The sequence below is a fragment of the Agrobacterium rosae genome, assembly GCF_002915175.1.
GTDB lineage: Bacteria > Pseudomonadota > Alphaproteobacteria > Rhizobiales > Rhizobiaceae > Agrobacterium > Agrobacterium rosae.
This window is the reverse complement of sequence record NZ_NXEJ01000007.1, coordinates 252547-276907: the sequence shown is the minus strand read 5'-3', so window position 1 is coordinate 276907 and position 24361 is coordinate 252547. Positions and strand designations below refer to the sequence as shown.

The window sequence follows — 24361 nt, the reverse complement described above, 5'->3', positions numbered from 1 at the left end:
ATCACGATCTGTTCCGCAATGTCGAAAAACTTACCCGGATTTACTAAGGCGAGCTTTTTCTGTTTCATACCCAATGTTTTAGAAATATTGAATAGATACACGGAATAGCTGTTCCACATCCCGCACTGCATCCGCCGACGCAAACAGGATGACCCGGTCTTTCGCCTTGATTTTCGTGCCTCCATCAGGACGGATGACGGTCTTGTCGCGGTAGATCGCACCGATGCGTACACTGTCCGGCAGGTCGATATCACGCAAAGCCTGCCCGACAAGCGGCGACGTATCCAGCGCCTCGGCTTCGATGATTTCACCATTGCCTCTCTGCACTGCGTAGACCGAGCGAATGCGACCTTTCCTGACGTGCTGTAACACCCGCGAAATGGTGACGGCGCGTGGGTTGATATAGGCATCGAGACCAAGCGACTTGGCAACGTCATGAAAAGACGGACCGTTCAGCAATGCAAGGTTCGATTTGCAGCCCAGCTGTTTTGCCATGACGGCACCGAGAATGTTTGTCTGGTCGTTGTTGGTCAGGGTCACGATCAGATCTGCGTCCTGGATATCCGCCTGATGCAGGATTTTCTGGTCCAGCACCGAACCACAAAGCACGATTGTGGAATTGAGTTTTTCGGAGGCGGCAATGGCCCGCTCTCTATCGAACTCGATGATTTTCACCCTTGTCTTGGGCTGAAACTCCTCGATGGAGCGCGCTACGTACTGCCCGATATTACCACCACCTGCGATAACGATCCGGCTTGCTTCCTGCTCCTCGTGGCCGAAAAGACCAAGCGTTCGGCGAGCGTGGTGCTTCTGGCAGATAACGTAGGCAAGGTCGCCAGCGCGCAGTTGCTCGGAGGAATCGACGGCTTTTAGATGGCCGCCACGATAGACGCCAACGACGGTCGCGACGAGATCCGGAAAGAGTTGGCTCAGTTGTTGCAACGGCGTGTTGATGACCGGGCAATTTTCCATGCACTCGATGGCCAGCATGAAGACATTGTCATCGGCAAAACGAACCACATCCGTCGCGCCCGGAAACGCGATACGGCGCAGCACCATCTTGCCGACCTCGATTTCCGGGGAAATCGTGACGTCGATGGACATGTTCTCGCGGCTGAAAAGATCGCCATATTCAGGCTGCAGATAGGCCTGGTCGCGAATGCGGGCAACTTTGGTGGGAACGCTGAACAGCGCATGCGCCACTTCGCAGGCAACGATGTTGATCTCGTCGTAAAGCGTCACGGCGATGATCATGTCGGCCTCATCGGCACCCGCCTTGGCCAGCATGTCCGGATGCGCGCCATGCCCGACATATCCGCGCACATCCAAAGTCTCGGTGATCGCTGCAATCAGTGCGGCTGACGTATCGATGACGGAGACTTCATTGTCTTCGCGCGACAATTGCTCCGCAATGCCGTAACCCACCTGGCCTGCGCCGCAAATGATGACTTTCATACGCTCTCTCTACGGGCCAGACGGCAATTTTGGATTGTTATACGCCGAGCGACTTCAATTTGCGATGAAGAGCGGAACGCTCCATACCGACAAATTCCGCCGTGCGGGAAATATTGCCGCCGAAACGGTTGATCTGCGCCACGAGATAATCGCGCTCGAACATCTCACGCGCTTCGCGCAACGGCAGCGTCATGATGTGCTGGTCACCCTGCGCCGCGATCCTTGGCAGCATGTCGCCAATATCAGCAGGCAGCATATCGGCGGAAATCGGTGTTTCGCCGCTTTCCGGGCGAGCGAGAATCATCAGGCGTTCAATGTTGTTGCGAAGCTGGCGGATATTGCCCGGCCAGTCATGCGTCTGAAGCACCGCCATCGCGTCATCACCGATCTTGCGGGGCCGAATGCCAGCCTGTTCGGAAATTTGACGCATGAACATGTCGACAAGAAACGGAATATCCTCACGACGTTCAGACAGCGCTGGCACCTTGACTGGCACGACAGCCAGACGGTGGTAGAGGTCTTCGCGGAATAGTCCGTCTGCGATCAACCCTTCGAGATTGTGCGCGGTGGAGGAAATGATGCGGACATCCACCTTCACGCGCTTGCCACCGCCGACGCGTTCGAACTGCTGGTCCACCAGAACACGCAAAATCTTGTTCTGCGTTTCACGCGGCATTTCGCCGACTTCATCGAGATACAGCACACCGCGATGCGCCTCTTCCAGCGCGCCGACCTTGCGCGGCTGGCCGGGTAAGCCTTCGGTACCGAACAGTGCGATTTCCATGCGGTCCGGGGTGATCGTCGCAGCGTTGAGCGCGACAAACGGACCTGTCGCACGCGACGACTTCTTATGGATCATCCGCGCCACCAGTTCCTTGCCGGAACCGGATGGACCGAGAATCATGATGCGGCTGTTGGTTGGGGAAACACGATCGATCGTTTGGCGAAGCTGCGAAACCGCAAGCGATGCACCAATCAGTTCAACCGCATCCCCTGCCCGCTTTTTTAGCTCGAATACCTCACGCTTCAGCTTGGAGTTTTCCAGCGCGCGCTCGGCGATCAGGATGAGACGATCTGCCTTGAACGGTTTTTCGATGAAGTCGAATGCGCCGCGCTTGATCGCGTTGACGGCGGTTTCGATATTGCCGTGACCGGAAATCATCACCACCGGAAGATCGGGATGGCGGTTCTTGATTTCATCCAGCAATGCCAAGCCGTCAAGCTTGCTGCCCTGCATCCAGATGTCGAGAAATATCAGCCGAGGAACACGCTCGGAGATCGCGGCCAGCGCACTATCGCTGTCGAATGCCATACGGGTTTCGTGGCCTTCATCGGACAGAATACCTGCCACGATTTCGCGGATATCCGCCTCGTCATCTACGACCAGAATATCAGACGCCATATGCAACTTCCTTATCAATTTCGCTGGTCACCACTTCGACATGCGGCAACAGCACTCTGATCATGGCGCCATGGCCCTGATCGAAATCGGCGGGCGCATCATGCAACTCAAGATGACCACCGTGCTCTTCAATAATCTTCTTGACGATGGCCAGACCAAGGCCGGTGCCCTTTTCGCGCATCGTCATGTAAGGCTCTAAAATCCGGTGGCGGTTTTCCACCGGAAGGCCTCGTCCGTTGTCAATCACATCTGCGATGAAGCGGTTGTGTTCCGCATCAAAGGATGCCCTGACCAAAATCTTTCCAGTGCGCGGGCTATCGCCCGTCTCGACGGACTCAATGGCCTCGGTTGCATTCTTGATGAGGTTTCCGAAAGCCTGTCCCAGCATGCGCGCATCGAACATGCCTTCAAGCGGTTCGTCTCCGAACTCGGTCGTGAATTTGATGTGCGCTGCACCCATTTCGCGCAGAAACGCCGCGTCCTTCAAAATAACGCGCAAATCCGACATCTCTTTGGTCGGCTTCGGCATCCGGGCGAACGCGGAAAACTCGTCCACCATGCGGCCGATATCGCCGACCTGCCGAACGATGGTGTCGGTGCATTGGTCGAACACGGCGCGGTCAGCCTCATCGGTAATCTGCTTGCCGAAGCGGCGCTTGATACGCTCCGCAGAAAGCTGGATCGGCGTTAGCGGATTTTTGATTTCATGCGCAATGCGCCGCGCCACTTCCGACCAAGCTGTCGAGCGCTGAGCGATGACGAGATCCGTGATGTCGTCCAGGGTGATAACGTAGGATTCGTGGCCATCGCGGGCGTCTTCGCGGGTGACCTGAACGTTCAAGGTACGTTCCTTGCCGCGTCTTATGATGTTGATCTGGTTGCGGAAATCCATTCTCGCGGACGCAGTCGCTTCGGCAACGACCTGCTCAATTTCGGGTGCAACCTCGATCAGGGGCGATCCGAGTAATCTGTCGGAAGACACGGCCAGAAACTCTTCGGCGGAAGGGTTGGCGATGGTGATATTGCGATGCTCATCGACGCCGATAACGGCAGCTGTGACACCTGAAAGCACGGCCTCGATGAAGCGGCGCCGGTTATCGATGTCGTCCTTGGCTTCGATGATCTCATCCTGCTGGCTGCGGATTTCGGAAATCATTTTGTTGAAGGTCCGCGCAAGACGGCCGACGTCACCATCCACGGCGCGGACAGGCACAAGCACGTGCATATTGCCCATCGCCACACTGTCGGCCGCGCTGATGAGCAGCCGGATGGGCCGCACGATACGGTCAGCAATGGCGATAGCCGTCCAGATGGCGGCGAGCAGAACGATCAGCGCAAAGCCGAGGTAGAGAATTGCGAAGGCAATTTGCAGCGGCGCACGCCCCGCCTCCATGGCCTTATATTCCGCGCGGTTCTCTTCCATCTGCCGCATTGCCGACATCACCTTGGGGTCGACGGCGCGCACAGTATAAAGGAAAGTCCCGCCAATACCCTCAAGCTTGATGATGGCGCCCACAAGGTTGGTCACACCCGGCGGGATAAGCGTCGGCTGACCGGCCGCCGCTTTTTCCAGCGCGTCGTGCGGAATGGCGGGGAGCGGCCTTTCGGTCTGGATGTCGGCCTGCACGACCGCATCGCCATCTTCCTGCACCAGAAACGCGCCCAGAAAGCCGCGCCCTTTTGCCTGGCGCGTCATCAACTCCACAAAACCGGTGCGATCCAGATAAAAAAGCGCCCTGTTGCGGTCGAGGTCGGTCGCCATGGAAAGCGTTTGGCCCTGCAGATAGCCAGCGTTTTCGAGCATGTAGGCCTGGGCGATATTGCTAGACGAATCCACGATGGATTGTGTGCGAAGTGCAAACCAGCGGTCCAACCCGACATTCAGCGTGATACTGGCGAAGATAGCGACGAGAACCGCAGGCGTGATCGCTACAATGGAAAACAGGGCAACGATGCGAACGTGGAGGCGAGCGGCGGCCCGGCCACGGCGCCGCGCCTTCATCAACCGGCCGATTTCACGACCGATCAAATACATCAACCCCAGAACAAGCAGTGAATTGATGACCACGGACGCAATGACGACATTCGTCGTCGGTGCAATGGGGGTAAGCCCCAGCAGCACGAAGAGAGTCAGCGTGGCGCAGATGAGCGCGACACCCGCCAGCACAAGTCCAGGGAAAGCAAAGGACATACGCCTATCGGCAATCACAACATCGCCCGATGTACGGTCAGATACCCTATCGGCGACAGGTTTGCGCATAGTTCAATTTCCCATGCCACATCTCGTGGCACCACAACCTTGAAAAACAGAAATGCTGGGCGAACGAGACGACTCCAGTTTCCTCGTGTTTTTTAAGCAACACATTGTGGCGAAAATGCAACGGCACGCAGAGGCTGTCAACCTCGTTTCCAATATATCCCGTGACAAGATATGGCCCGGACCTGACGAGACTTCAGTTACTGCAAGCGTCTTCGTCAACGCGAGTGTGAGCGGATTTTTCTGGGTTTCAGCCTGTGAGCAGACTTGAACCAATAACGGGGATTATGGCGACTGATGAGCAGCTGCGAATCATCACAATCGTGCTATCTGAGATTCAAAGTTTGGCCACTGAGCGACCTTTGCCGATCAGGTCCGCCGACACATAATGAGCAGGCCCTTGTTCCGCGTACAGACAACAGATGTAGACGCACGCTTCGGACAGTCTTTCAACAACGACGGAAATGAGATCGGCCATGCATTCACCAATCACGGTAGAAGACGGCATTAGAGCAGCAGGCGTCGGCGCGTTTCAGAAACGCCTGTTCGTTATTTTCGGCCTCGTCTGGGCGGCAGATGCCATGCAGGTTCTGGCGATTGGCTTTAGCGCGCCCTCCATTGCTGTCAGCTTCGGCATCACCGTGCCTCAAGCCTTACAGACCGGCACGTTGTTTTTCCTGGGAATGTTGATTGGCGCCTTTGTTTTCGGACGACTGGCAGACCGAATTGGACGAAGACCCGTCTTGTTCATCGCCATCATTCTCGACGCGATTTTCGGCGTCGCTTCCGCTTTTGCGCCGGATCTGCAATGGCTGCTCGTCGCACGCTTCTTGACAGGTCTCGGCGTGGGCGGGACGCTACCAGTCGATTACGCCATGATGGCCGAGTTTCTGCCGTCGGACCGGCGCGGTCGGTGGCTGGTTCTGCTTGAGGGTTGCTGGGCAATAGGCACCGTTGCACTTGCCCTGTTGGCACTTGTTGCTGGAACACACGGGGGCGAGGCATGGAGAACGATTTTCTTCGTGACAGGCATTCCGGCTTTGATCGGCATTTTGCTGCGGTTCTATGTCCCTGAATCTCCTTTTTACCTTAACCAGCAGGGCCGCTCCGAAGAGGCGCGGCAGGTTTTGCAAAGGGTCGCAAAGGAAAACGGTCGCACTATCGACATTTCGCCGCTTGCACCTCAGACACCACAGCCCAAATCGGTTAGCGCGCTATTTTCCACGACACTGCGAAGACGCACGATTTTTCTGATGCTGGCCTGGGTGCTGATTTCGGTCTCCTACTACGGGGTGTTCGTCTATCTACCGATAAAGCTCGCTGCCGATGGCTTTGGTTTCGTCCGCGGTCAGGTTTTCCTGGTTATTCTCGCGATTGCGCAACTGCCGGGTTATGCGCTGGCCGCCTATGGCGTCGAGAAATGGGGCAGAAAGCCGACGTTGATCGGGTTTCTGTTGCTGAGCGCGGTAGGCACGCTGGCATACGGGCTTGGACAGACAGTCGAAATCGCGGTGGCAGCGACCTTGCTCCTGAGCTTCTCACTGCTTGGCACATGGGGTGCCATCTATGCCTTCACGCCCGAGCTCTACCCTACGACACTTCGTGCAAGCGGCATGGGCATGGCGGGAGCAGTTGCGCGATTCGGTGGGTTGTTGGCACCCTCCATCGTCGCTCCGCTGATGGCATCGAATTTCGGCCTGGCATTGGGAGTCATTTCAGGCCTCCTCGTTATTGCCGCCATAAGCGTCTGGTTGATCGACGCAGAATCGAAAAATCAGGCTCTTGAGTAGGGTTTTGGCCTGAAATCGACGACGATTTGCAGTCGCTGCTCACGTTTCGATATAATCGGTTACTTTAAATGACTTTCCATCTGGAGCGACTGCGTTCAATTAGTGTTCAACACATGTCGGGTTCACGTCCCGATTCCCCTTATGAAGAACTGAGCACATGAAAAACCCTATTGCGCTGGAGAACATCTCCAAAAACACAGTGTTTCGAAAAGGCGATGTCTTCGTTCTGTTCGGCGAATTGTTTGGACGCGGTTATGCGACCGGCCTTCTCGATCAAGCCCGGAAAGCAGGAATGCAGATCGTCGGTATCACCGTCGGTCGGCGTGATGAGAATAATGCCCTGCGCCCACTCACGAGCGAAGAGCTTGTTGAGGCGGAAACACGATTGGGCGGAACGATCATCAACGTTCCCCTGATGGCGGGATTCGATCTTGATGCACCCGAGGGTGGCCCAACACCAACCGATCTTCTCGCCGGGCTGACACTCGAGAGCTGGGAGCGTGAAAAGCTCGACTGGGATTACATCGAGCAATGCCAGGCGATAGCGACGAAGCGGTTTACCGATTCTGCGGCTCAGGTCATGTCCATTCTGGATGGCATGATCCCTGCCGGTCGCAATGTATTTTTCGCCCATACCATGGCTGGCGGCATTCCGAAGGCTAAGGTTTTTCTGGTCATCGCCAACAGAATCTACAAGGGAACGGGCACCCGTCACATGTCGTCGCAGTCGCTGATCGACAGCGATATGGGCAAGCTCATCCTGAAGAATTTTGATGAGGTTTCGGCCAATACCTTCCGTCATCTTATCGACGCAAGCGCGGCCATCCGCGAGCGTGTCGAGGCCTCCGGCGGTCAAGTTCGGTATACGGCTTACGGCTACCACGGTACAGGCATCCTGATCGACGGTGAATACCGCTGGCAGACCTACACCAACTACACCCAGGGTTATGCCAAGATGCGGCTCGAAGGCATCGCTGAAGAGGCTTGGGCTCAGGGCGTCAAGGCATCCGTGTATAACTGCCCGGAAATCCGGACCAATTCCTCCGACGTATTCACGGGCATCGAACTGCCGCTCATTCCGCTTCTGCTGGCGCTGAAGAAAGAAAATGGCGGCCAGTGGGCCGACCAACAGTGGCAGGCATGTGAAAAGCTTCTGGCCGACGGATTTACGTTGAATGACGTGATTGCCAAGATCAGCAGCCTGCAAGCCAGCGACGTCATGGTACCATTCTACGACTTCTCGGCATGGCCGAAGCCTAACAGCCAGACACAGGCTGACCTGACGATCGGGACATCCAATGAAATCACGGCAATGCACCGTGATGGCAAAGCGTTGATCAGCGATCTCCTGAGCTCATTCGTGGTCGAGGCAACGGGCGCGCTGATCTTCGGTGCATCCTCCCAGCCGCGCGGTCCGGTTCAGTGGCTCAACCACGATATCGTCGCGCGTTGCCTGAACGCTTTGCATGAAGACCAGACGCGTGCTGCGGACAACTCTGTCGCAAGACAGACTGCCGTGGCTTAAAGTCGCCAACTTTCTGAACGCGTCAATTATAAAAAAGCCACCCGCATTAACGGGTGGCTTTTTGCATGTTTTGAACTCTGCTGTGTCCTATGCGGTTCGTGAACTACGATAGACGGATACGCCAAGCTCGCGGATTTTCTTGCGCAGGGTATTTCGGTTCAGCCCCAAAAGATCTGCCGCTTTGATTTGGTTGCCCCGCGTTGCTGTCAGCGCTGCGAGAATCAGCGGATACTCCATTTCACGCAAGACGCGATCATATAGACCGGGCGGCGGCAGGTTTTCACCGAATCCTGAGAAATAATCCCGCATGTTTTCTTCAACGGCCTGCGAGATCGTCAGCGAGCCGTTGCGCACGGCTGTGCGGTCGATCGGGCTATCGGGAACATCCGACTGAAGTTCCTGGTCGATGATCTCGCGCGTGATGACTTCCTGTGGATAAAGCGCCATCAAACGGCGGATCAGGTTTTCCAGCTCACGCACATTGCCGGGCCAAGCATAGGCCTTCATCAATTCCAGCGCCTCGGTCTCGAAACGCTTGCCCTCAAGCCCCTCTTTTTCACCTGTCTGGATGAAATGGCGAACAAGGTCTGGAATGTCTTCCGCGCGGTCACGAAGCGGCGGCAGACGCAACGGAACGACGTTCAAACGGTAATACAAGTCTTCACGGAACAGACCCTGATTGATCGAGGTCTTCAAATCCTTGTTGGTCGCAGCGACGATACGAACATCGGTGCGAATTGGAGTGCGCCCGCCGACTGTGGTGTATTCCCCTTGTTGCAAAACGCGCAGGAGCCTGGTCTGGGCATCCATCGGCATATCGCCGATTTCGTCCAGAAACAGCGTGCCGCCCTCGGCCTGTTCGAACCGACCCGTCGAGCGGTTCTGGGCACCGGTGAAGGCGCCCTTCTCGTGGCCGAACAGTTCCGATTCGATCAGGTCACGCGGAATGGCGGCCATGTTGATTGCCACGAAAGGACCGTTGCGGCGCTTGCCGTAATCATGCAGCGCCCGCGCTACGAGTTCCTTACCCGTGCCGGATTCGCCTGTTATCATCAGCGTCAGATCGGTTTGCATCAGACGCGCCAGTACACGGTAGATTTCCTGCATGGCGGCAGAGCGACCGACCAGCGGCATGCCATCCTGCATGTCGTCGTCCAGCTTGGCCGGCTTGCGCTTTGGCTCGGACAGAGCGCGACCGATGATGGCGATCAGTTCTGTCAGGTCGAAAGGTTTGGGCAGATAGTCATAGGCACCCTTTTCGGATGCCTTGATCGCCGTCATGAAGGTGTTCTGCGCGCTCATCACCAAAACCGGGAGGTCAGGCCGAGCTTTCTTGATACGCGGCAAAAGGTCGAACGCATTTTCATCCGGCATCACCACGTCGGTCACGACGAGATCGCCCTCACCCGCAGACACCCAGCGCCAAAGCGTTGCTGCATTGGATGTAATGCGCACATCGTAACCCGCCCGGCTGAGGGCCTGGTTGAGCACGGTGCGGATGGCCGCGTCATCATCGGCCACGAGAATCGTTGCTGTCATCGTTTAGATCCTGTCGGGTTCGGCAAAATGCTGTCGTCGGCCGCAACCTCGGGCGAAACGGGCATCAATACGCGGAATGTCGTGCGATGGTTCTGGCTGTCGCACTCCACGATGCCGCCATGCGCACCGATGAGTTTGGCGACGAGAGCAAGACCGAGGCCAGAACCGTTGGTCTTGGTGGTAATAAAAGGGTCGAAAAGATGCGGCACAAGATCCGGCGGCACACCCGGACCATTGTCATGCACGCAGAACTCCAGCGGCAGTGAAATACGCTCACGCGTGCCCGCCACGGATAGACGAATGCCGGGGCGATAAGCCGTCGTCAGAATGACCTCGCCATCCTGCTGATTGCCCACGGCTTCTGCGGCATTCTTCACCAGATTGAGGAACACCTGCACCAGCTGATCGCGGTTGGCATAAACAGGCGGCAAGGACGGATCGTAGTTTTCGCTGATCTTGATATTGCGGGCAAAACCGGCTTTCGCCACCGCCTTCACATGGTCCAGCACCGAATGGATGTTGATCGGCATGCGGTCCACGGGGCGTTCGTCGGAGAATATCTCCATGCGGTCGACCAGCGAGACGATGCGGTCCGTCTCATCGCAGATCAAACGCGTCAAAGCCCGATCCTCATCCGGAACGGATGTTTCCAGCAACTGAGCGGCGCCGCGTATGCCAGAAAGCGGGTTCTTGATTTCATGCGCCAGCATCGACGCAAGGCCGGTTACAGAACGGGCCGCGGCACGATGGGTCAGTTGACGATCGATCTTGTCAGCCATGGAGCGTTCCTGAAACACCACCACAACCGAACCCGGTTCGCTCACCACAGGCGCGACATAGAGATCGACCAGCTTATCCTGACCCAATCGTGGCGATGAAAGATCGACCCGGTATTCGTTGACGGGTGCCCGGCGCTCTCGCACCTGATCGATCAGGGCCAGCAGGGGACTTCCGAAAGGAATGAATGTCGAAATGCGGTAGCGCGCCAGATGGGTAGCGCTGGCCCCGAAAAAGGCCTCCGCCTCCCAGTTCGCAAAAGCGATGAAGCCTTCGCTATCCACCAGGATAACAGGGTTCTGCACCGCATTGAGAACGGCCATGGCGAGCACATTGTTGCCGCCGGGAGGGGCGAATTTGTCACTCATGCGGCCTTCCTCGCGGCAGAGTTTTCCGCACCCTGTTGCAGGGCGGAGCGCAGCAGCGCTATCACCTGCCCGGTGTTCTTGGATGTCATGATGTCAACCTTGTCATCTGTCTTCATGTCAGGCGCAAATCGATCCAGATACCATCCGAGATGTTTGCGCGCGTGACGAAGCCCGGCTTCAATGCCGTAAAATTCCAGCATCAATTCGTAATGTTCGACTGCGATGTCGACGATATCTTCAGTCTTTGGCGGTGCGTGACAGGCCAGAACGGCTGGCAACCACGGCTGCCCTTGAGCCCCTCGCCCGACCATGACGGCATCAGCACCCGAGCGACGCAGGATTTCCGCAGCATCCGCAGATGTCTCGACATCGCCATTGGCAATCAGCGGCACGGAGATGACATCGCGCACAGCCTTGATCGCATCCCAGTTTGCACGTCCCTCGTAAAACTGCATGCGCGTGCGACCATGAATGGTGATGAGTTGCACACCGGCAGCTTCGGCACGGGCAGCGATTTCCGGCGCGTTGATGGAATCATCGTCCCAGCCCAACCGCATCTTCAGCGTGACTGGGACATCCACTGCTTTGACCGTCGCTTCGATGAGGCTCAACGCATGGTCGGGTTCGCGCATCAAGGCAGAGCCGGAGTAACCACCGGTCACCTTCTTGGCCGGACACCCCATATTGATATCGATGATACCAGCGCCATTATCCGCGGAAATCTTTGCCGCCTCTGCCATCCAGTGCGCTTCGCGCCCGGCAAGCTGAACCATATGCGGAACCATGCCCGCATTCTTCAGCCGCGCCCAGGATTCGCCCCGGTTGGCGACTAGCTCCCGGCTGGCCACCATTTCGGTGACGACAAGGCCCGCACCAAACCGCCAAGCGAGCTTCCTGAACGGAAGATCTGTAACGCCAGACATAGGTGCGAGCACCGCCCGGTTACGAATGGTAACGGGACCAATGTCAAAAGTGTCTGACAGCGCCGGAAGAGCCAAATGGTGATCTTTCATGCATTTCTTATTGTTGCATTATTTTTAGACAGCGTTTGCGCACTTGCCAAGCACTTTCACTGACATATTCGCTTGTTTTTTATGATTTCTTGTTTGTAACGGGCGGTAAGCCTGAATGGCGGCATCGTAACGTCGACAGACCCTTTGCCGCTGGCCATTCGTTTTCTAAAACGATAGAGCAACGCTGTAAACCTTTGAAGAGATGCACAAACGGCATAGGTTCAATGCAGGAACTGAATATGAAAATCGGTATCGTCATTGTTGCGGCAGGGCGCGGAGAACGCGCAGGCTCACCGGAAGAAGGCCCCAAACAATACCGTCCTATCGGTGGCAGGCCGGTGATCGAGCATACGCTTGGGAAATTCCTGGACTGGCGGAAGGACTCGCCCATCGTTGTTGTCATCCACGCTGATGATCACGCCCTTTTTCAGCCTATCCTTGCGCGTCTCAATGCAGAGGATCGGATCACCTCGGTTATCGGAGGCGCAACACGTCAACAATCCGTTCTGGCAGGGTTGGAAGCACTACAAAGCCGAGACATCACGCATGTGATGATCCACGATGGCGTGAGGCCGTTCATAAACGTCGACCTGTTGCAGCGTATCGCCGATGCCTTGTCGGCTGGCGCGAAAGCTGTTCTTCCCGCTATTGCCGTTACCGATACGCTGAAGCGCGGCAAGGAAGGTTTCGTCGGTGAAACGGTGTCGAGAAGCGATCTTTACGCGGCGCAGACGCCGCAGTCCTTCGATTACGCATCCATTTTGGAAGCTCATAGGGCAGCGGCATCCTCCGGTCGCACGGATTTCACCGATGACGCCGCGATTTCAGAATGGGCGGGCACTCCGATCATACTGGTGGACGGCCTTGTCGACAACGTAAAACTGACTTTGAAACGGGATATCACCATGGCTGATGAAAAGCTTTCCGCCAGTTTACCAGATGTACGAACCGGCAATGGTTACGACGTCCACCAATTGGTAGCAGGCGATGGCGTGACGCTTTGCGGCATCTTCATACCGCATGATCAAACGCTGCTGGGCCACTCGGACGCGGATGTCGCGCTGCACGCTTTGACGGATGCGCTACTGGCCACCTGCGGTGCCGGTGACATTGGCGATCATTTCCCGCCCTCCGATCCGCAATGGAAGGGTGCCGCGTCGCGCATCTTTCTCGAACATGCAGCCAAAGTGGTGCGTGGCAATGGTGGCACGATCATGAACGCGGACATTTCGCTGATTGCCGAGGCGCCGCGCGTGGGGCCGCATCGTCAGGCCATGCGCGAAAATCTCGCCGATATTCTCGACATATCGCTCGACCGCTGCTCGGTGAAGGCAACCACCAACGAAACCATCGGCTTCGTTGGGCGCCGTGAGGGCATTGCGGCTATCGCCACAGCAACCGTCGTCTACCAGCGGAGACCCGCATGAGCGTATTTCCAGCGGATATAGAGGCACTCGCACGGAAAATCGTGCGGGACTTCACTGACCGGGGACATATGCTTTCGACGGCAGAAAGCTGCACCGGCGGGCTGATCGCCGGCGCGCTGACGGAGATTTCAGGGTCGTCTACCGTAGTGGACCGTGGCTTCGTGACATATACCAATGATGCCAAGATGGACATGCTGGGCGTCACAAAAGCAACGCTGGATACCTTCGGCGCCGTTTCCAGAGAGACGGCGCTGCAAATGGCACACGGCGCGCTGTTCAGGTCACGGGCGAAGCTGTCCGTGGCGGTTACGGGAGTCGCTGGACCGGGCGGCGGCTCAGTCGCCAAGCCTGTCGGGCTTGTGCATCTTGCGGCGAAACGGCGCGACGGGCGCGTCCTTCACCATGAAATGCGGTATGGCGATATCGGACGCGATCAGGTTCGGCTGGCGACGGTCAAGACCGCGTTGGAGATGCTGATCGAACTGTCTCAATCCGTATAAATCTTGTCCGCACGCGCCTCAAAGGCCTCGGCAAACATGCGGAAGGCACGGTCGAACATGGAGCCCATAAGCGCGCCTAAAAGGCGGCTCTTGAACTCGTAATCGATGAAGAAATAGACCGAGCACCCACCGTCTTCGGTGGGTTCAAAACGCCAGCGATTGTCGAGATATTTGAACGGTCCGTCCAGATATTTCACATCAATGGCCGATTCCTCGGGTTTTAGCAGCACCTGAGTCGTGAAGGTTTCACGAATGGCCTTGTAGCCCACGGTCATATCCGCCACCAGCAAGGTCTTGGTCTCTCGTTCTTTTCTCGAACGAACGGTCAAGCCATCGCAAAGCGGCAGAAATTCGGGATACTTCTCCACATCGGCAACGAGATTATACATCCGTTCGGGAGAATGTTTGACGGGGCGGCGCGTTTCAAATTGTGGCATGAGGCGCAGTTAATGCGCAGAGCCAATAAGATCAAGAAGCTGACGCGCCTGCGCTCTGGATTTCACCTGAAATATTGGCACCTGCGGCCCGTAAAGTTCGAAATTACGCAGGAATACCGGCGCGTGCCGCTTCTCAAAATTCCAGATGTAGCTGAGGAATTCCATATTGGGCAATGGTTCACGGCAACCGCTTGCCATATAGGGTCGCACAGTACCATAATATCTGGCTACCCTCTTTGCGACACCCATCAGGCAGGTCAGGCGCGGCAGCCTCATCCATATGACGATATCCGTTCTCGGCAAGCGCAATTCGAATGTGGAAGGACCGGAGCCATCCAGCAGCCAACGGTCACGGCGTACGATATCTTCGAGGATACGATGCTGCTCTCCAACCTCGCGCTGAGTCCAGCCGGAAATCCACCTTACGTCTCTATCAATCGAGAAGTATTCCAGGTTCCTGTACGAGGCCAAAGCTTGAGATAGCGTTGTTTTGCCCCCGCCCGAAGAACCGACGACCATAATACGAGATGCTTTGGAGACCAGAGATGCGGCCTGCCCGATATCTTCGATGACATTCATCCTCTACACCCTTGCATAGCAGTTTGCAGAAATTGACTATTGCAACCAAGCGGGGCTCGGCGCTATTTAACTGCAATAGTGATTGCAGCCTTGGGATGCAACCGAACAGCCGAGTGATACGATGGACGACTTTGCCAACATCATCAACCTTCTGGAATCCGCAAAACAGCTTGCTTCGATGAACAGCATGCCCATGCTGGCCTATCTTATCGATGTCGCCAAGTGTGAGGCACGGGAGAACAAGCCGGTTCTGCGCAAGCGCAAGCGTGGCGAATCGACCGTAAAGCAGGAAGCCGAAGCCTGAGATAGTGGCTGACGGCTTGCCTTCCGGCATGAGATCATCAAGATAATGACTGGCCGCGACGCGGCCATCTTTCGTTTTTGGGGACAAGGAGGAGGATCGCATGCAAAACGTGTCTGTCGATCTGAGGTCCTATCGTGATGAGACCCCCAACGAACGTCACGCTTTTGTGCAGATCGTTCTTCCCGTTGCCGGACAGCTGGAAATCGATGTCTGCGGGCGTCAGGATAGATTATCCCCTTCCAGAGGCGTACTCGTTCAAAAGAACGCCTCCCATACGCAGAAAAGTGCCGGACTGAACCGCTCACTGGTGGTGGATTTGGACGAGCAAATGTTGAGCGGGCAAATCCTCGACAAATTCTGCTCTAAACCCTTTATCGATCTCAGCCCACGAACGACTAGGCTCACGCACTATATGAGCAGCCTGATGCAGTCGGGTGAAAAAGATGCGCACGCGTGCGAAGCATGGGTGCCAATCCTGATCGCGAGCCTTGCAGACGAAAATCCAGATGTCGTTTCCAGACTTTCCGTTATGAAAGCGCTCGTTGAGATTGAGCCTTTGATGCCATGGAGTCTGGAGCGTATGGCAGACCACGCCGATATCAGCGTCAGCCGTCTGCATGCCATTTTTCGTGAACGGTTCGATGAGACGCCACACAGCTGGCTCACCGATATCCGCATGAAGAGGATCTGCGCGCTTCTCGCCACCTCTCCGTTACCGATTGCAGAGATTGCCGATAAGGCCGGTTTTTCCGATCAGACCGCCCTCACCCGCGCCATGAGGAAAACAATGGGAACGACACCCGCCGCCTACCGCCGCGAATTCTCAGGTCGGCCGCAGTAGTTTATGTCAAGACAGCCCGCCGCCGCCGTGGCAGATAGCGCCGGGCAACGAATGGACATGACATGAATAAGACCGGACTGGGCGTATTTTACGGCATGCTGGCGGGCGCGCTCTGGGGCGGGATTTTTCTGGCTCCGAAGCTGATTCCCGACGGGTTTACGCCATTACAGCTTTCAACCGCGCGGTATTTGACCTACGGCGTCTTCGCGCTGATCCTGATCGGCCCGAAAATCCGTCGCGTCGCGTCGCGTTTCGGCAAGGCGGAATGGATCGCACTCGGCTGGCTGAGCCTCATCGGCAACATCGTCTATTACGTCCTGATCTCGACAGCAGTGCAGCTCAGCGGCGTCGCCTTCACCTCCATCATCATCGGCTTCCTGCCGGTGGCTGTCACCATCATCGGTAGCCGCGACCATGGCGCGGTGTCGCTCAAACGGCTGTGGCCATCGCTTCTCTTTGGAGCCATTGGCATTTTCGGTGTTTCCTGGCAGTCGCTGTCGCAAGGGCAAAACGGGTTCGATCTCACGCGCATCATCGGCCTCGCCTGCGCCCTCGGCGCGCTCGCTTCCTGGACAGCCTTTGCTGTCGGCAATGCCCGCTGGCTGACGCGCCTGCACGATGTCAGCGCCGACGAGTGGAACCTGATGACGGGTGTCGTGACCGGCGCTCTCGCCTTGCTCCTCGCCATCCCCGCCTTCGGCTTCAACACAGACATTCACACCAGTTCCGATTGGCTGCAATTCACCTCCGTCGCCATCGGCCTCGGCATCTCCGCCTCCATCCTCGGCAACGCCCTCTGGAACCGCATGAGCCGCCTTTTGCCGCTGACCATGGTCGGACAGATGATCCTGTTCGAAACGCTGTTTGCGTTGCTATACGGATTTGTGTGGGAGCAGCGTGGGCCGACGCTGATCGAGAGCGCGGCAATTGTGTCTGTTGTGGTGAGTGTGCTGTTGTGCATGCAGGCGCATCGGCCGGCTAAGGTGTATGGTTGATATGGCATTCGGCCCGTAAGCTGCCTGCAATTACCCTCTGCTGGGAGCCCTCGGCATACTCCCCCTCATGCTGAGGTGCTTTGGCCGCAGGCCAAAGCCTCGAAGCATTCAGGTCAGAACTCAGCGCTCATGCCCGCAACCCACGTCCTTCGAGGCCCCTTTGGGGCACCTCAGGACGAGGGTTGCTGCGTTGTGCCCAGGACCGATTCAATCGAAAGGCTGCTAGAATAAGCACCTTCGAGTGACTGTTGTCTCACTCAGCCGCAGCCAGCAACTTCCGCTCACGGTTGGCACGCAATCGCTCGAAGTCATCGCCCGCGTGGTGCGAAGAACGCGTCAGCGGGCTGGAGGAAACCATCAGGAAGCCCTTGGTATAGGCAATGGTCTCGTATGACTTAAACTCTTCCGGCGTCACATAGGCTTCGACCTTGTGGTGCTTGCGTGTTGGCTGGAGGTACTGGCCGATGGTCAGGAAGTCCACGTCTGCGGTGCGCAGGTCGTCCATAAGCTGAAGCACTTCATTGCGCTCTTCACCAAGGCCGACCATGATGCCTGACTTGGTGAACATGGTTGGGTCCAGTTCCTTCACGCGCTGCAAAAGGCGTACGGAATGGAAATAGCGCGCGCCGGGGCGAACTGTCAGATAGTTGCCAGGCACGGTTTCCATATTGTGGTTGAACACGTCGGGCTTGGCGGCCACGACGCGTTCCAGCGCACCGGGCTTCTTCAAAAAGTCAGGCGTCAGGATTTCGATGGTCGTGTTGGGCGACGATGCGCGGATGGCCCAGATCACCTTTTCGAAATGTTCAGCGCCACCATCGGCCAGATCATCACGGTCCACGGAGGTGATGACGACGTGAGACAGGCCCATCTGCTTGACGGCCTTGGCGACGTTTTCGGGCTCGAACATATCGAGAGCGTTCGGCTTGCCGGTCGAGACGTTGCAGAAGGCGCAGGCGCGGGTGCAGATTTCACCCATGATCATGAAGGTGGCGTGCTTCTTTTCCCAGCATTCGCCGATATTTGGACAGCCAGCCTCTTCACACACCGTGACCAGCTTGTGAGAGCGCACCAGTTCGCGCGTCTCGTGATAGCCCTTGGATGTCGGCGCCTTGACGCGGATCCACTCCGGCTTGCGCATGACTTCGGTATCGGGACGATGCGCCTTTTCCGGGTGGCGAATGCGCTTTTCGTCCAGTGCTGTCCTGTCGAGAATAGTGACCATTAGAAACCTGCTTCTACCGCTTTGAACGGTTTAACGCCTGACCAGCTTGGCGAGGAATAACAGAAGGCTTGCGCCCAAGAAAGATGTGACGAAATATCCGAGCCTGCTGTCCTGCACGAACACGTCGAATGTGCGCAGCACGGCTACCGCCACGACCGAGCCGACGACGCCCAGCACGACGTTCATGAAGATGCCGAAACGCATATCCATGAGCTTGCCCGCAAGCCAGCCGGCCAAACCGCCGATGATGATTGCCGCTATCCAGCCTACACTTTCCATCCGTCATCCCTTCCGTCAGGCGATCAGTCTTGCGATGAGCGTCACGATGATGGCACCAACCGTCGCGTGAATGATCTGCACCACCAGCGCATTGTCGATGCCCAGTGATATGCCGAGTGCGTTGAACAGATAACCGCCGACGAATGCGCCGATCACGCCGCTCAACAGGCACCCGATTAAGCCACCACCGCCAACGACGAGGCTTGCAAGAAAACCGGCAACGAGGCCGATCAGCAGAAAAACAACCAAGGCTTCCGTGGCAATCGACATGATTGGCTCTCCTTTAACTCACTCTCTTAGAGATAGGGAGTGACCAAGGCATTTATCAAGCGTTGAGCGCACGCCCATAGGCGTCCAGCACACTTTCCTTGATCGATTCCGACAGTGTCGGATGCGGGAAGATCGTGTGCATCAGCTCTTCTTCGGTCGTCTCCAGGTTCATGGCAACGACGAAGCCCTGAATGAGCTCGGTTACTTCCGCACCCACCATATGCGCGCCAATCAGCTCGCCGGTCTTCTTGTCGAAAATGGTCTTCACCATGCCCTGATCTTCACCCAGCGCCACGGCCTTGCCGTTGGCGGCAAAGGAGAACCGGCCGACGCGAATGTCGCGCCCCTGTTCCTTAGCCTTGGCTTCCGTCAAGCCGACAGAGGCAACCTGCGGATTGCAATAGGTGCAGCCCGGGATCTTGCTTTTGTCCGTCGCATGAACATTCGGCAGACCGGCGAGCTTCTCAACGCAGACGACAGCTTCATGCTCGGCCTTGTGGGCAAGCAATGGACCACCGGCAACATCACCGATGGCATAGATGCCCGGCACGTTGGTCTTGCCGTAACCATCGATGACGATGAAGCCGCGGTCGGTCTTTACGCCTGCAGCCTCAAGGCCGATATTCTCGATATTGGCCTGAACGCCAACGGCGGAGATCATGCGATCCGCAGTGATATTCTCGGACGAGCCGTCCTTCTTTTCGATGGTGGCGGTAACCGAGTTGGCACCCTTTTCAACCTTGGCAACCTTGGCTTCCAGATGGATCTTGATGCCCTGCTTTTCGAACTGCTTCCTGGCGAAGGCGGAGATTTCCGCGTCTTCGACCGGCATGACCTGGCTCATGATTTCGACCACCGTCACGTCAACGCCCATCGTACGATAGAAGCTGGCGAATTCGATGCCGATGGCGCCCGAACCCATGACCAGCAGCGACTTCGGCAGCTCTTCCGGCTTCATCGCCTCGAAATAGGTCCAGATCAGCTTGCCATCCGGCTCGATGCCCGGCAACGCGCGTGGCCGTGCACCGGTGGCGACGATAATGTGCTTGGCCGTGTAGGTACCCTCGCCCAGGGTGTTCTTCGGCACGGGGCCTTGCGGCTGCACGACCGGCTTGGTGGATTTGCCGACGACGATTTCGCCCGGCTTGGTGATCTTGGCTTCACCCCAGATGATGTCGACCTTGTTCTTCTTGAACAGGAAGCCAACGCCATTGTTCATGCGCGCGGCGATGCCACGCGAACGCGCGACGATGGCCTTGACGTCCGGCTTGATGGAGCCTTCCAGCGTCAGACCGTAATCCTTGGCGTGGGTTGCCGTGTGCATCACGTCAGCTGTTCGCAGAAGCGCCTTGGTCGGGATACAGCCCCAGTTCGAGCAGATGCCGGCGAGATGTTCGCGCTCGACGCAAGCGACCTTCAGCCCGAGCTGCGCAGCGCGAATCGCGGCAATATAGCCGCCCGGACCGGAGCCAATGACGATGACGTCGTAGGATTGAGCCATTCTATTTCCTGCCTTTATCTTTTTGACGGCGACTTCGTGCCGCTCCGTCAAACGATTATCTTCAAAGTCCAAGCATCATGCGCACCACAGGCTCCAGCCCGCGACCAATCGCACGTGTGTTTTCAGCATCCAGATGAACGCCATCGACCGGTGTCGTCACCGCCACGGAGGCGGCATCGAAAAAGCCGCAACTCTTGTCATCAGCCAGATCGCGATAAAGCGAGCCCATCATCTGCGACTGCTCGATGGCACCGGCATACATGGCCGCGAACGTCTCATTGCCCGTTTCGCAGATATGCGGTGCAGACACGATCAGAATTTCCGGTTGCTCGTCATCGAACGACCAGACATGGCTGCGCACCAGATTGATGAGCCGCTCCACACCCTTCACCGCACCAACAGCGTTGCCGCTACCGATACCGCGCTTCAGATCATTCGTGCCCAGCATGATGATGACGAGATCGAGCGGGGCATGACTGTGCAATAATGTTGGCAAGATACGCGCACCATTGCGGTCGCAATCCGCCAGATGATCGTCGTAAGCCGTGGTTCTGCCGTTCAGTCCCTCGGCAATGACATTGACATCCGTTCCGAGCGCTTTTTGCAAAACGCTCGGCCAGCGGTCTTCAAAGGCATGACGTCCGAGATCTTCGGCGTCGAAACCCCAGGTCAGACTGTCGCCATAGCAAAGAACGGTTTTCGTCATGTCAGCCTCCCGGATGGAGCGAGCCGAAAACCGTTATCCGGCTTTCGGCTCCGCGTTTTTTACACCAGCATGCCCATCGGGTTTTCAATGTAGCGCTTGAAGGCAGATGCGAGTTCTGCACCGAGCGCGCCATCGATGACGCGGTGGTCGAAGGCGAAGGTTGCGCTCATGACCGTACCCACTTCGATCTTGCCGCCACGAACCACCGGCTTCTCGACGCCAGCGCCGATCGACACGATGGATGCCTGCGGCAGGTTGACGATCGAGGTGAAAGACGAGACGCCGAACATGCCGAGGTTGGACACCGATGTGGTGCCGCCCTGGTATTCTTCCGGCTTCAGCTTCTTGTCACGCGCACGCTTTGCGAGATCCTTGACCTCGTTGGAGATCGCAGACAGCGTCTTCGTTTCGGCATTGCGCACGATTGGCGTGATCAGACCGTCCGGGATCGACACGGCAACGCCGACATCGGCATGTTTATGCAGAACACGGGCCGTCGACGTCCAGGAAGCATTCGCCATTGGAACGTCACGCAGTGCAAGCGCCATAGCCTTGATGATGAAGTCGTTGACGGAAAGCTTGAAGGCCGGAACCTCGCCCTTTTCCGTCTTCTTCACCGGTGCAGACGCATTGATCTCGGCGCGCAGCTTCAGCATCGCATCGAGTTCGCATTCCATCGAGACCGTGTAGGAAGGCACAGTCTGCGTCGATTCCGTCAAGCGAGACGCAATCGTCTTGCGCATGCCGTCATGCGGCAGAAGCTCGTAGGAGCCTTCCGCAAACAGCTTGAGGACGTTTTCGTCCGCAGGACCCTTGGCAGGGGCCGGAGCCGAAGCACCAGCGGACTGAGCAGCAGCCGGAGCGGCCTTGGCACCGCCAGAAGTGACGGCTTTCTCGACGTCAGTCTTGACGATACGGCCATGCGGGCCGGAGCCGGACACGGCGGAAAGATCAAGACCGGCTTCCTTTGCCAGACGACGAGCGAGTGGCGACGCGAAGATGCGCTCACCATCCTTAGAGACAGATGCAGGCGTAGAAGGTGCCGGACCCTGATCCGCAACCGGCTTTTCAGCCTTGGCAGGAGCAGCTTTCGTCTTTTCTTCCTTCGACGCGTCAGCCTTTACGGCGTCCTGCTTCGGAGCCTCAGCCTTTGCAGGTGCGGCATCGCCGCCCTTGGCAGCTTCGCCCACGTCTTCGCCTTCGGCAGCAAGGATCGCGATCACGGCATTGACCTTGACGGCCTCGGAACCAGCTGGAACGACCAGCTTGGCAACGATGCCCTCATCCACGGCTTCCACTTCCATGGTCGCCTTGTCGGTCTCGATCTCGGCAATCACATCGCCGGGACCAACCTTATCGCCTTCCTTGACGAGCCACTTGGTGAGATTTCCCTCTTCCATCGTTGGCGAAAGGGCAGGCATTGTGATGTTGATAGGCATGACTAGCCCTCCCCCCAAACGAGATTATATTGTTCCAACTCTTCAGGATGTTCCGCTAACCAACTGACCTGCGATGGCTCAATTTCGATATAACCCGCAACATCGCTAAGCCATTCGCTAACGGCACCGATAACGCCGATATTCTCACGCGGAACACCGACTACGACATCGCCTTCACCATCGTTGACAATAGCCCAGAAGATCACGCGCTCGAACTGAGGCGCATCTTTAGACCCTAAAACCCGGTACCAGTTTTCTGTCGCTGGGAGGATTTGTTTGATTTTACTCACACTCTCCTCCTTCACTTGTAGCAGACGGTTTTAACGGCCTGAATGACTTCGTCGACGTTCGGCAGAGCCAGTTTTTCGAGGTTCGCAGCATAAGGCATCGGTACGTCCTTGCCAGCAATCGTCAGGATCGGCGCATCGAGATAATCGAATGCGGCGCGCTGAACGCTGTTGGAAATGAAGTCACCGACCGATGACTGCGGGAAGCCTTCTTCTACGGTCACCAAACGACCCGTCTTCTTGACGGATTCGATCACCGTCGGCAGGTCCATCGGACGGATGGTGCGCAGGTCGATCAGTTCGACATCGATGCCGAGCTTTTCGAGTTCCGCAACAGCCTTGATGGCGTAGGTCATGCCGATACCGAAGGACACGATGGTGGCGTCCTTGCCCTTGCGGTGAATGCGTGCCTTGCCGATTGGCAGCACGAAATCGTCCAGCTTAGGAACTTCGAAGCTCTGGCCGTACAGAATTTCGTTTTCAAGGAAGATGATCGGGTTCGGATCGCGGATAGCAGCCTTGAGCAGACCCTTGGCGTCAGCAGCCGTGTACGGCATGATGACCTTGAGGCCCGGAATATGGCTGTACCATGCGGCGTAGCACTGCGAGTGCTGAGCAGCCACGCGGGCAGCGGCGCCCGACGGACCACGGAAAACCATTGGTGCACCCATCTGACCACCAGACATATAAAGCGTCTTGGCAGCAGAGTTGACGATCTGGTCGATGGCCTGCATGGCGAAGTTGAACGTCATGAATTCAACAATCGGGCGCAGACCCGTCATCGCCGCACCGACGCCGATACCGGCGAAGCCGTGTTCGGTGATTGGCGTATCGATAACGCGCTTGGCACCGAATTCCTGCAACAGGCCCTGGGTAATCTTGTAGGCACCCTGATATTCGGCAACTTCTTCGCCCATGACGAAGACGTTTTCGTCAGAGCGCATTTCTTCTGCCATCGCATCACGAAGCGCTTCGCGAACGGTCTGCGTGACGAACTCGGTGCCTTCTGGAATATCCGGGTCGGCAGCAACTTCGATCTTCGGTGCGGCTGGAACCTTTGCAGCTTCCTTGGCAGCGGAAGGCTCTTCGCTGGCTTCACGGGTCTTGCCGCCAGCGGCGTCCGATCCGGAATTGGCAGCGTCTGCCTTCGGCTCTTCTTTCTTCGGTGCGGAAGAAGCGGACAGATCGTCAGCGCTTTCACCGTCCTGAAGCAGCACGGCAATGGCAGTGTTGACCTTGACGCCTTCGGTGCCGGCTTCAATCAGCAGCTTGCCGATCGTGCCTTCGTCCACGGCTTCGACTTCCATCGTCGCCTTATCGGTTTCGATTTCGGCAATCGCGTCGCCAGCAACAACCTTGTCGCCCTCTTTCTTCAGCCACTTGGAAAGCGTGCCTTCCTCCATGGTTGGGGAAAGGGCGGGCATGAGAATTTCTATAGGCATGTT

Annotated in this window: 23 protein-coding genes; 7 read left to right on the top strand and 16 right to left on the bottom strand. The window is 57.0% G+C overall.

Translation table 11 applies throughout. The features are described from left to right. Window positions 1-78 precede the first annotated feature (78 nt). The 3 genes from trkA to CPJ18_RS15750 are packed head-to-tail and all read right to left on the bottom strand — an operon-like array spanning window position 79 to window position 5117. Window positions 79-1455: a Trk system potassium transporter TrkA gene (gene trkA / locus CPJ18_RS15760; RefSeq protein ID WP_103659297.1), complete on the bottom strand. Its 1377-nt coding sequence runs from the start codon at window positions 1453-1455 to the stop codon at window positions 79-81. A gap of 37 nt (window positions 1456-1492) precedes the next feature. After that, window positions 1493-2857, bottom strand: coding sequence for a nitrogen assimilation response regulator NtrX (gene ntrX, locus CPJ18_RS15755; protein ID WP_077100780.1), 1365 nt, complete (start codon window positions 2855-2857; stop codon window positions 1493-1495). After that, window positions 2847-5117 (bottom strand): sensor histidine kinase NtrY-like, encoded by a 2271-nt coding sequence (locus tag CPJ18_RS15750; RefSeq protein WP_103659296.1) that lies wholly within the window; start codon window positions 5115-5117, stop codon window positions 2847-2849. The genes ntrX and CPJ18_RS15750 overlap by 11 nt, the downstream gene beginning before the upstream one ends. 473 nt (window positions 5118-5590) lie before the next feature. Between CPJ18_RS15750 and CPJ18_RS15740 the strand changes: the two genes are divergently transcribed. Together CPJ18_RS15740 and CPJ18_RS15735 are read left to right on the top strand one after the other, a co-directional pair. Beyond that, window positions 5591-6904: an MFS transporter gene (locus tag CPJ18_RS15740; protein ID WP_103659294.1), complete on the top strand. Its 1314-nt coding sequence runs from the start codon at window positions 5591-5593 to the stop codon at window positions 6902-6904. A 157-nt stretch (window positions 6905-7061) separates the two neighbouring features. Then, window positions 7062-8429 (top strand): enoyl ACP reductase FabMG family protein, encoded by a 1368-nt coding sequence (locus CPJ18_RS15735; protein WP_103659293.1) that lies wholly within the window; start codon window positions 7062-7064, stop codon window positions 8427-8429. A gap of 87 nt (window positions 8430-8516) precedes the next feature. On the opposite strand, the gene ntrC is transcribed toward CPJ18_RS15735, so the two are convergent. The 3 genes from ntrC to dusB are packed head-to-tail and all read right to left on the bottom strand — an operon-like array spanning window position 8517 to window position 12126. Continuing rightward, on the bottom strand, window positions 8517-9968 hold the full coding sequence (gene ntrC / locus CPJ18_RS15730; protein WP_067643079.1) for a nitrogen regulation protein NR(I): 1452 nt from the start codon (window positions 9966-9968) through the stop codon (window positions 8517-8519). Then, on the bottom strand, window positions 9965-11113 hold the full coding sequence (locus tag CPJ18_RS15725) for a two-component system sensor histidine kinase NtrB (protein WP_103659292.1): 1149 nt from the start codon (window positions 11111-11113) through the stop codon (window positions 9965-9967). Before CPJ18_RS15725 ends, ntrC begins: the two co-directional genes overlap by 4 nt. Continuing rightward, the gene (gene dusB, locus CPJ18_RS15720; protein ID WP_103659291.1) at window positions 11110-12126 is read right to left on the bottom strand and encodes a tRNA dihydrouridine synthase DusB; all 1017 of its coding nucleotides are present in this window, start codon (window positions 12124-12126) and stop codon (window positions 11110-11112) included. The genes CPJ18_RS15725 and dusB overlap by 4 nt, the downstream gene beginning before the upstream one ends. Window positions 12127-12365: 239 nt before the next feature. Here dusB and CPJ18_RS15715 point away from each other — a divergent pair, with 239 nt between their 5' ends. Further along, window positions 12366-13553 carry a bifunctional 2-C-methyl-D-erythritol 4-phosphate cytidylyltransferase/2-C-methyl-D-erythritol 2,4-cyclodiphosphate synthase gene (locus CPJ18_RS15715; RefSeq protein ID WP_103659350.1) on the top strand — a complete coding sequence of 396 codons (1188 nt, stop codon included), beginning with the start codon at window positions 12366-12368 and terminating at the stop codon, window positions 13551-13553. After that, on the top strand, window positions 13550-14053 hold the full coding sequence (locus CPJ18_RS15710; RefSeq protein ID WP_103659290.1) for a CinA family protein: 504 nt from the start codon (window positions 13550-13552) through the stop codon (window positions 14051-14053). The genes CPJ18_RS15715 and CPJ18_RS15710 overlap by 4 nt, the downstream gene beginning before the upstream one ends. On the opposite strand, the gene CPJ18_RS15705 is transcribed toward CPJ18_RS15710, so the two are convergent. Both CPJ18_RS15705 and CPJ18_RS15700 read right to left on the bottom strand, forming a co-directional pair. After that, the gene (locus CPJ18_RS15705) at window positions 14041-14490 is read right to left on the bottom strand and encodes a type II toxin-antitoxin system RatA family toxin (RefSeq protein WP_077100767.1); all 450 of its coding nucleotides are present in this window, start codon (window positions 14488-14490) and stop codon (window positions 14041-14043) included. The two genes, CPJ18_RS15710 and CPJ18_RS15705, sit on opposite strands and share 13 nt — an antisense overlap. 9 nt (window positions 14491-14499) lie before the next feature. Continuing rightward, window positions 14500-15069, bottom strand: a complete 570-nt coding sequence (locus CPJ18_RS15700) for a P-loop NTPase family protein (RefSeq protein ID WP_103659289.1) — start codon at window positions 15067-15069, stop codon at window positions 14500-14502. A 121-nt stretch (window positions 15070-15190) separates the two neighbouring features. Between CPJ18_RS15700 and CPJ18_RS15695 the strand changes: the two genes are divergently transcribed. The 3 genes from CPJ18_RS15695 to CPJ18_RS15685 all read left to right on the top strand — a co-directional run bounded on the left by CPJ18_RS15695 (window position 15191) and on the right by CPJ18_RS15685 (window position 17209). Beyond that, on the top strand, window positions 15191-15373 hold the full coding sequence (locus CPJ18_RS15695) for a hypothetical protein (protein ID WP_045230436.1): 183 nt from the start codon (window positions 15191-15193) through the stop codon (window positions 15371-15373). Between the two features lie 100 nt (window positions 15374-15473). Continuing rightward, the gene (locus tag CPJ18_RS15690; protein ID WP_103659288.1) at window positions 15474-16214 is read left to right on the top strand and encodes an AraC family transcriptional regulator; all 741 of its coding nucleotides are present in this window, start codon (window positions 15474-15476) and stop codon (window positions 16212-16214) included. Window positions 16215-16276: 62 nt separating this feature from the next. Next, window positions 16277-17209 carry a DMT family transporter gene (locus tag CPJ18_RS15685; protein ID WP_103659287.1) on the top strand — a complete coding sequence of 311 codons (933 nt, stop codon included), beginning with the start codon at window positions 16277-16279 and terminating at the stop codon, window positions 17207-17209. 253 nt (window positions 17210-17462) lie between these two features. Here the strand turns inward: CPJ18_RS15685 and lipA are convergent, their stop codons facing one another. From lipA to CPJ18_RS15645, 8 genes are all read right to left on the bottom strand, one after another. Further along, the gene (gene lipA / locus CPJ18_RS15680; protein ID WP_077121025.1) at window positions 17463-18434 is read right to left on the bottom strand and encodes a lipoyl synthase; all 972 of its coding nucleotides are present in this window, start codon (window positions 18432-18434) and stop codon (window positions 17463-17465) included. Window positions 18435-18464: 30 nt separating this feature from the next. Then, window positions 18465-18713 (bottom strand): GlsB/YeaQ/YmgE family stress response membrane protein, encoded by a 249-nt coding sequence (locus CPJ18_RS15675; RefSeq protein ID WP_103659286.1) that lies wholly within the window; start codon window positions 18711-18713, stop codon window positions 18465-18467. Window positions 18714-18728: 15 nt separating this feature from the next. Further along, window positions 18729-18983, bottom strand: a complete 255-nt coding sequence (locus CPJ18_RS15670) for a GlsB/YeaQ/YmgE family stress response membrane protein (RefSeq protein WP_103659285.1) — start codon at window positions 18981-18983, stop codon at window positions 18729-18731. Window positions 18984-19038: 55 nt separating this feature from the next. Further along, a complete protein-coding gene (gene lpdA / locus CPJ18_RS15665) occupies window positions 19039-20484 on the bottom strand; it encodes a dihydrolipoyl dehydrogenase (RefSeq protein WP_103659349.1) in 1446 nt (481 codons plus the stop codon). Between the two features lie 61 nt (window positions 20485-20545). Then, a complete protein-coding gene (locus CPJ18_RS15660) occupies window positions 20546-21190 on the bottom strand; it encodes an SGNH/GDSL hydrolase family protein (RefSeq protein ID WP_103659284.1) in 645 nt (214 codons plus the stop codon). 59 nt (window positions 21191-21249) lie between these two features. Beyond that, the gene (locus tag CPJ18_RS15655; RefSeq protein WP_103659283.1) at window positions 21250-22629 is read right to left on the bottom strand and encodes a pyruvate dehydrogenase complex dihydrolipoamide acetyltransferase; all 1380 of its coding nucleotides are present in this window, start codon (window positions 22627-22629) and stop codon (window positions 21250-21252) included. Window positions 22630-22631: 2 nt separating this feature from the next. Next, window positions 22632-22919: a hypothetical protein gene (locus tag CPJ18_RS15650; protein ID WP_077100750.1), complete on the bottom strand. Its 288-nt coding sequence runs from the start codon at window positions 22917-22919 to the stop codon at window positions 22632-22634. An 11-nt stretch (window positions 22920-22930) separates the two neighbouring features. Then, window positions 22931-24358, bottom strand: a complete 1428-nt coding sequence (locus CPJ18_RS15645) for a pyruvate dehydrogenase complex E1 component subunit beta (protein ID WP_077121016.1) — start codon at window positions 24356-24358, stop codon at window positions 22931-22933. Window positions 24359-24361: the final 3 nt, after the last annotated feature.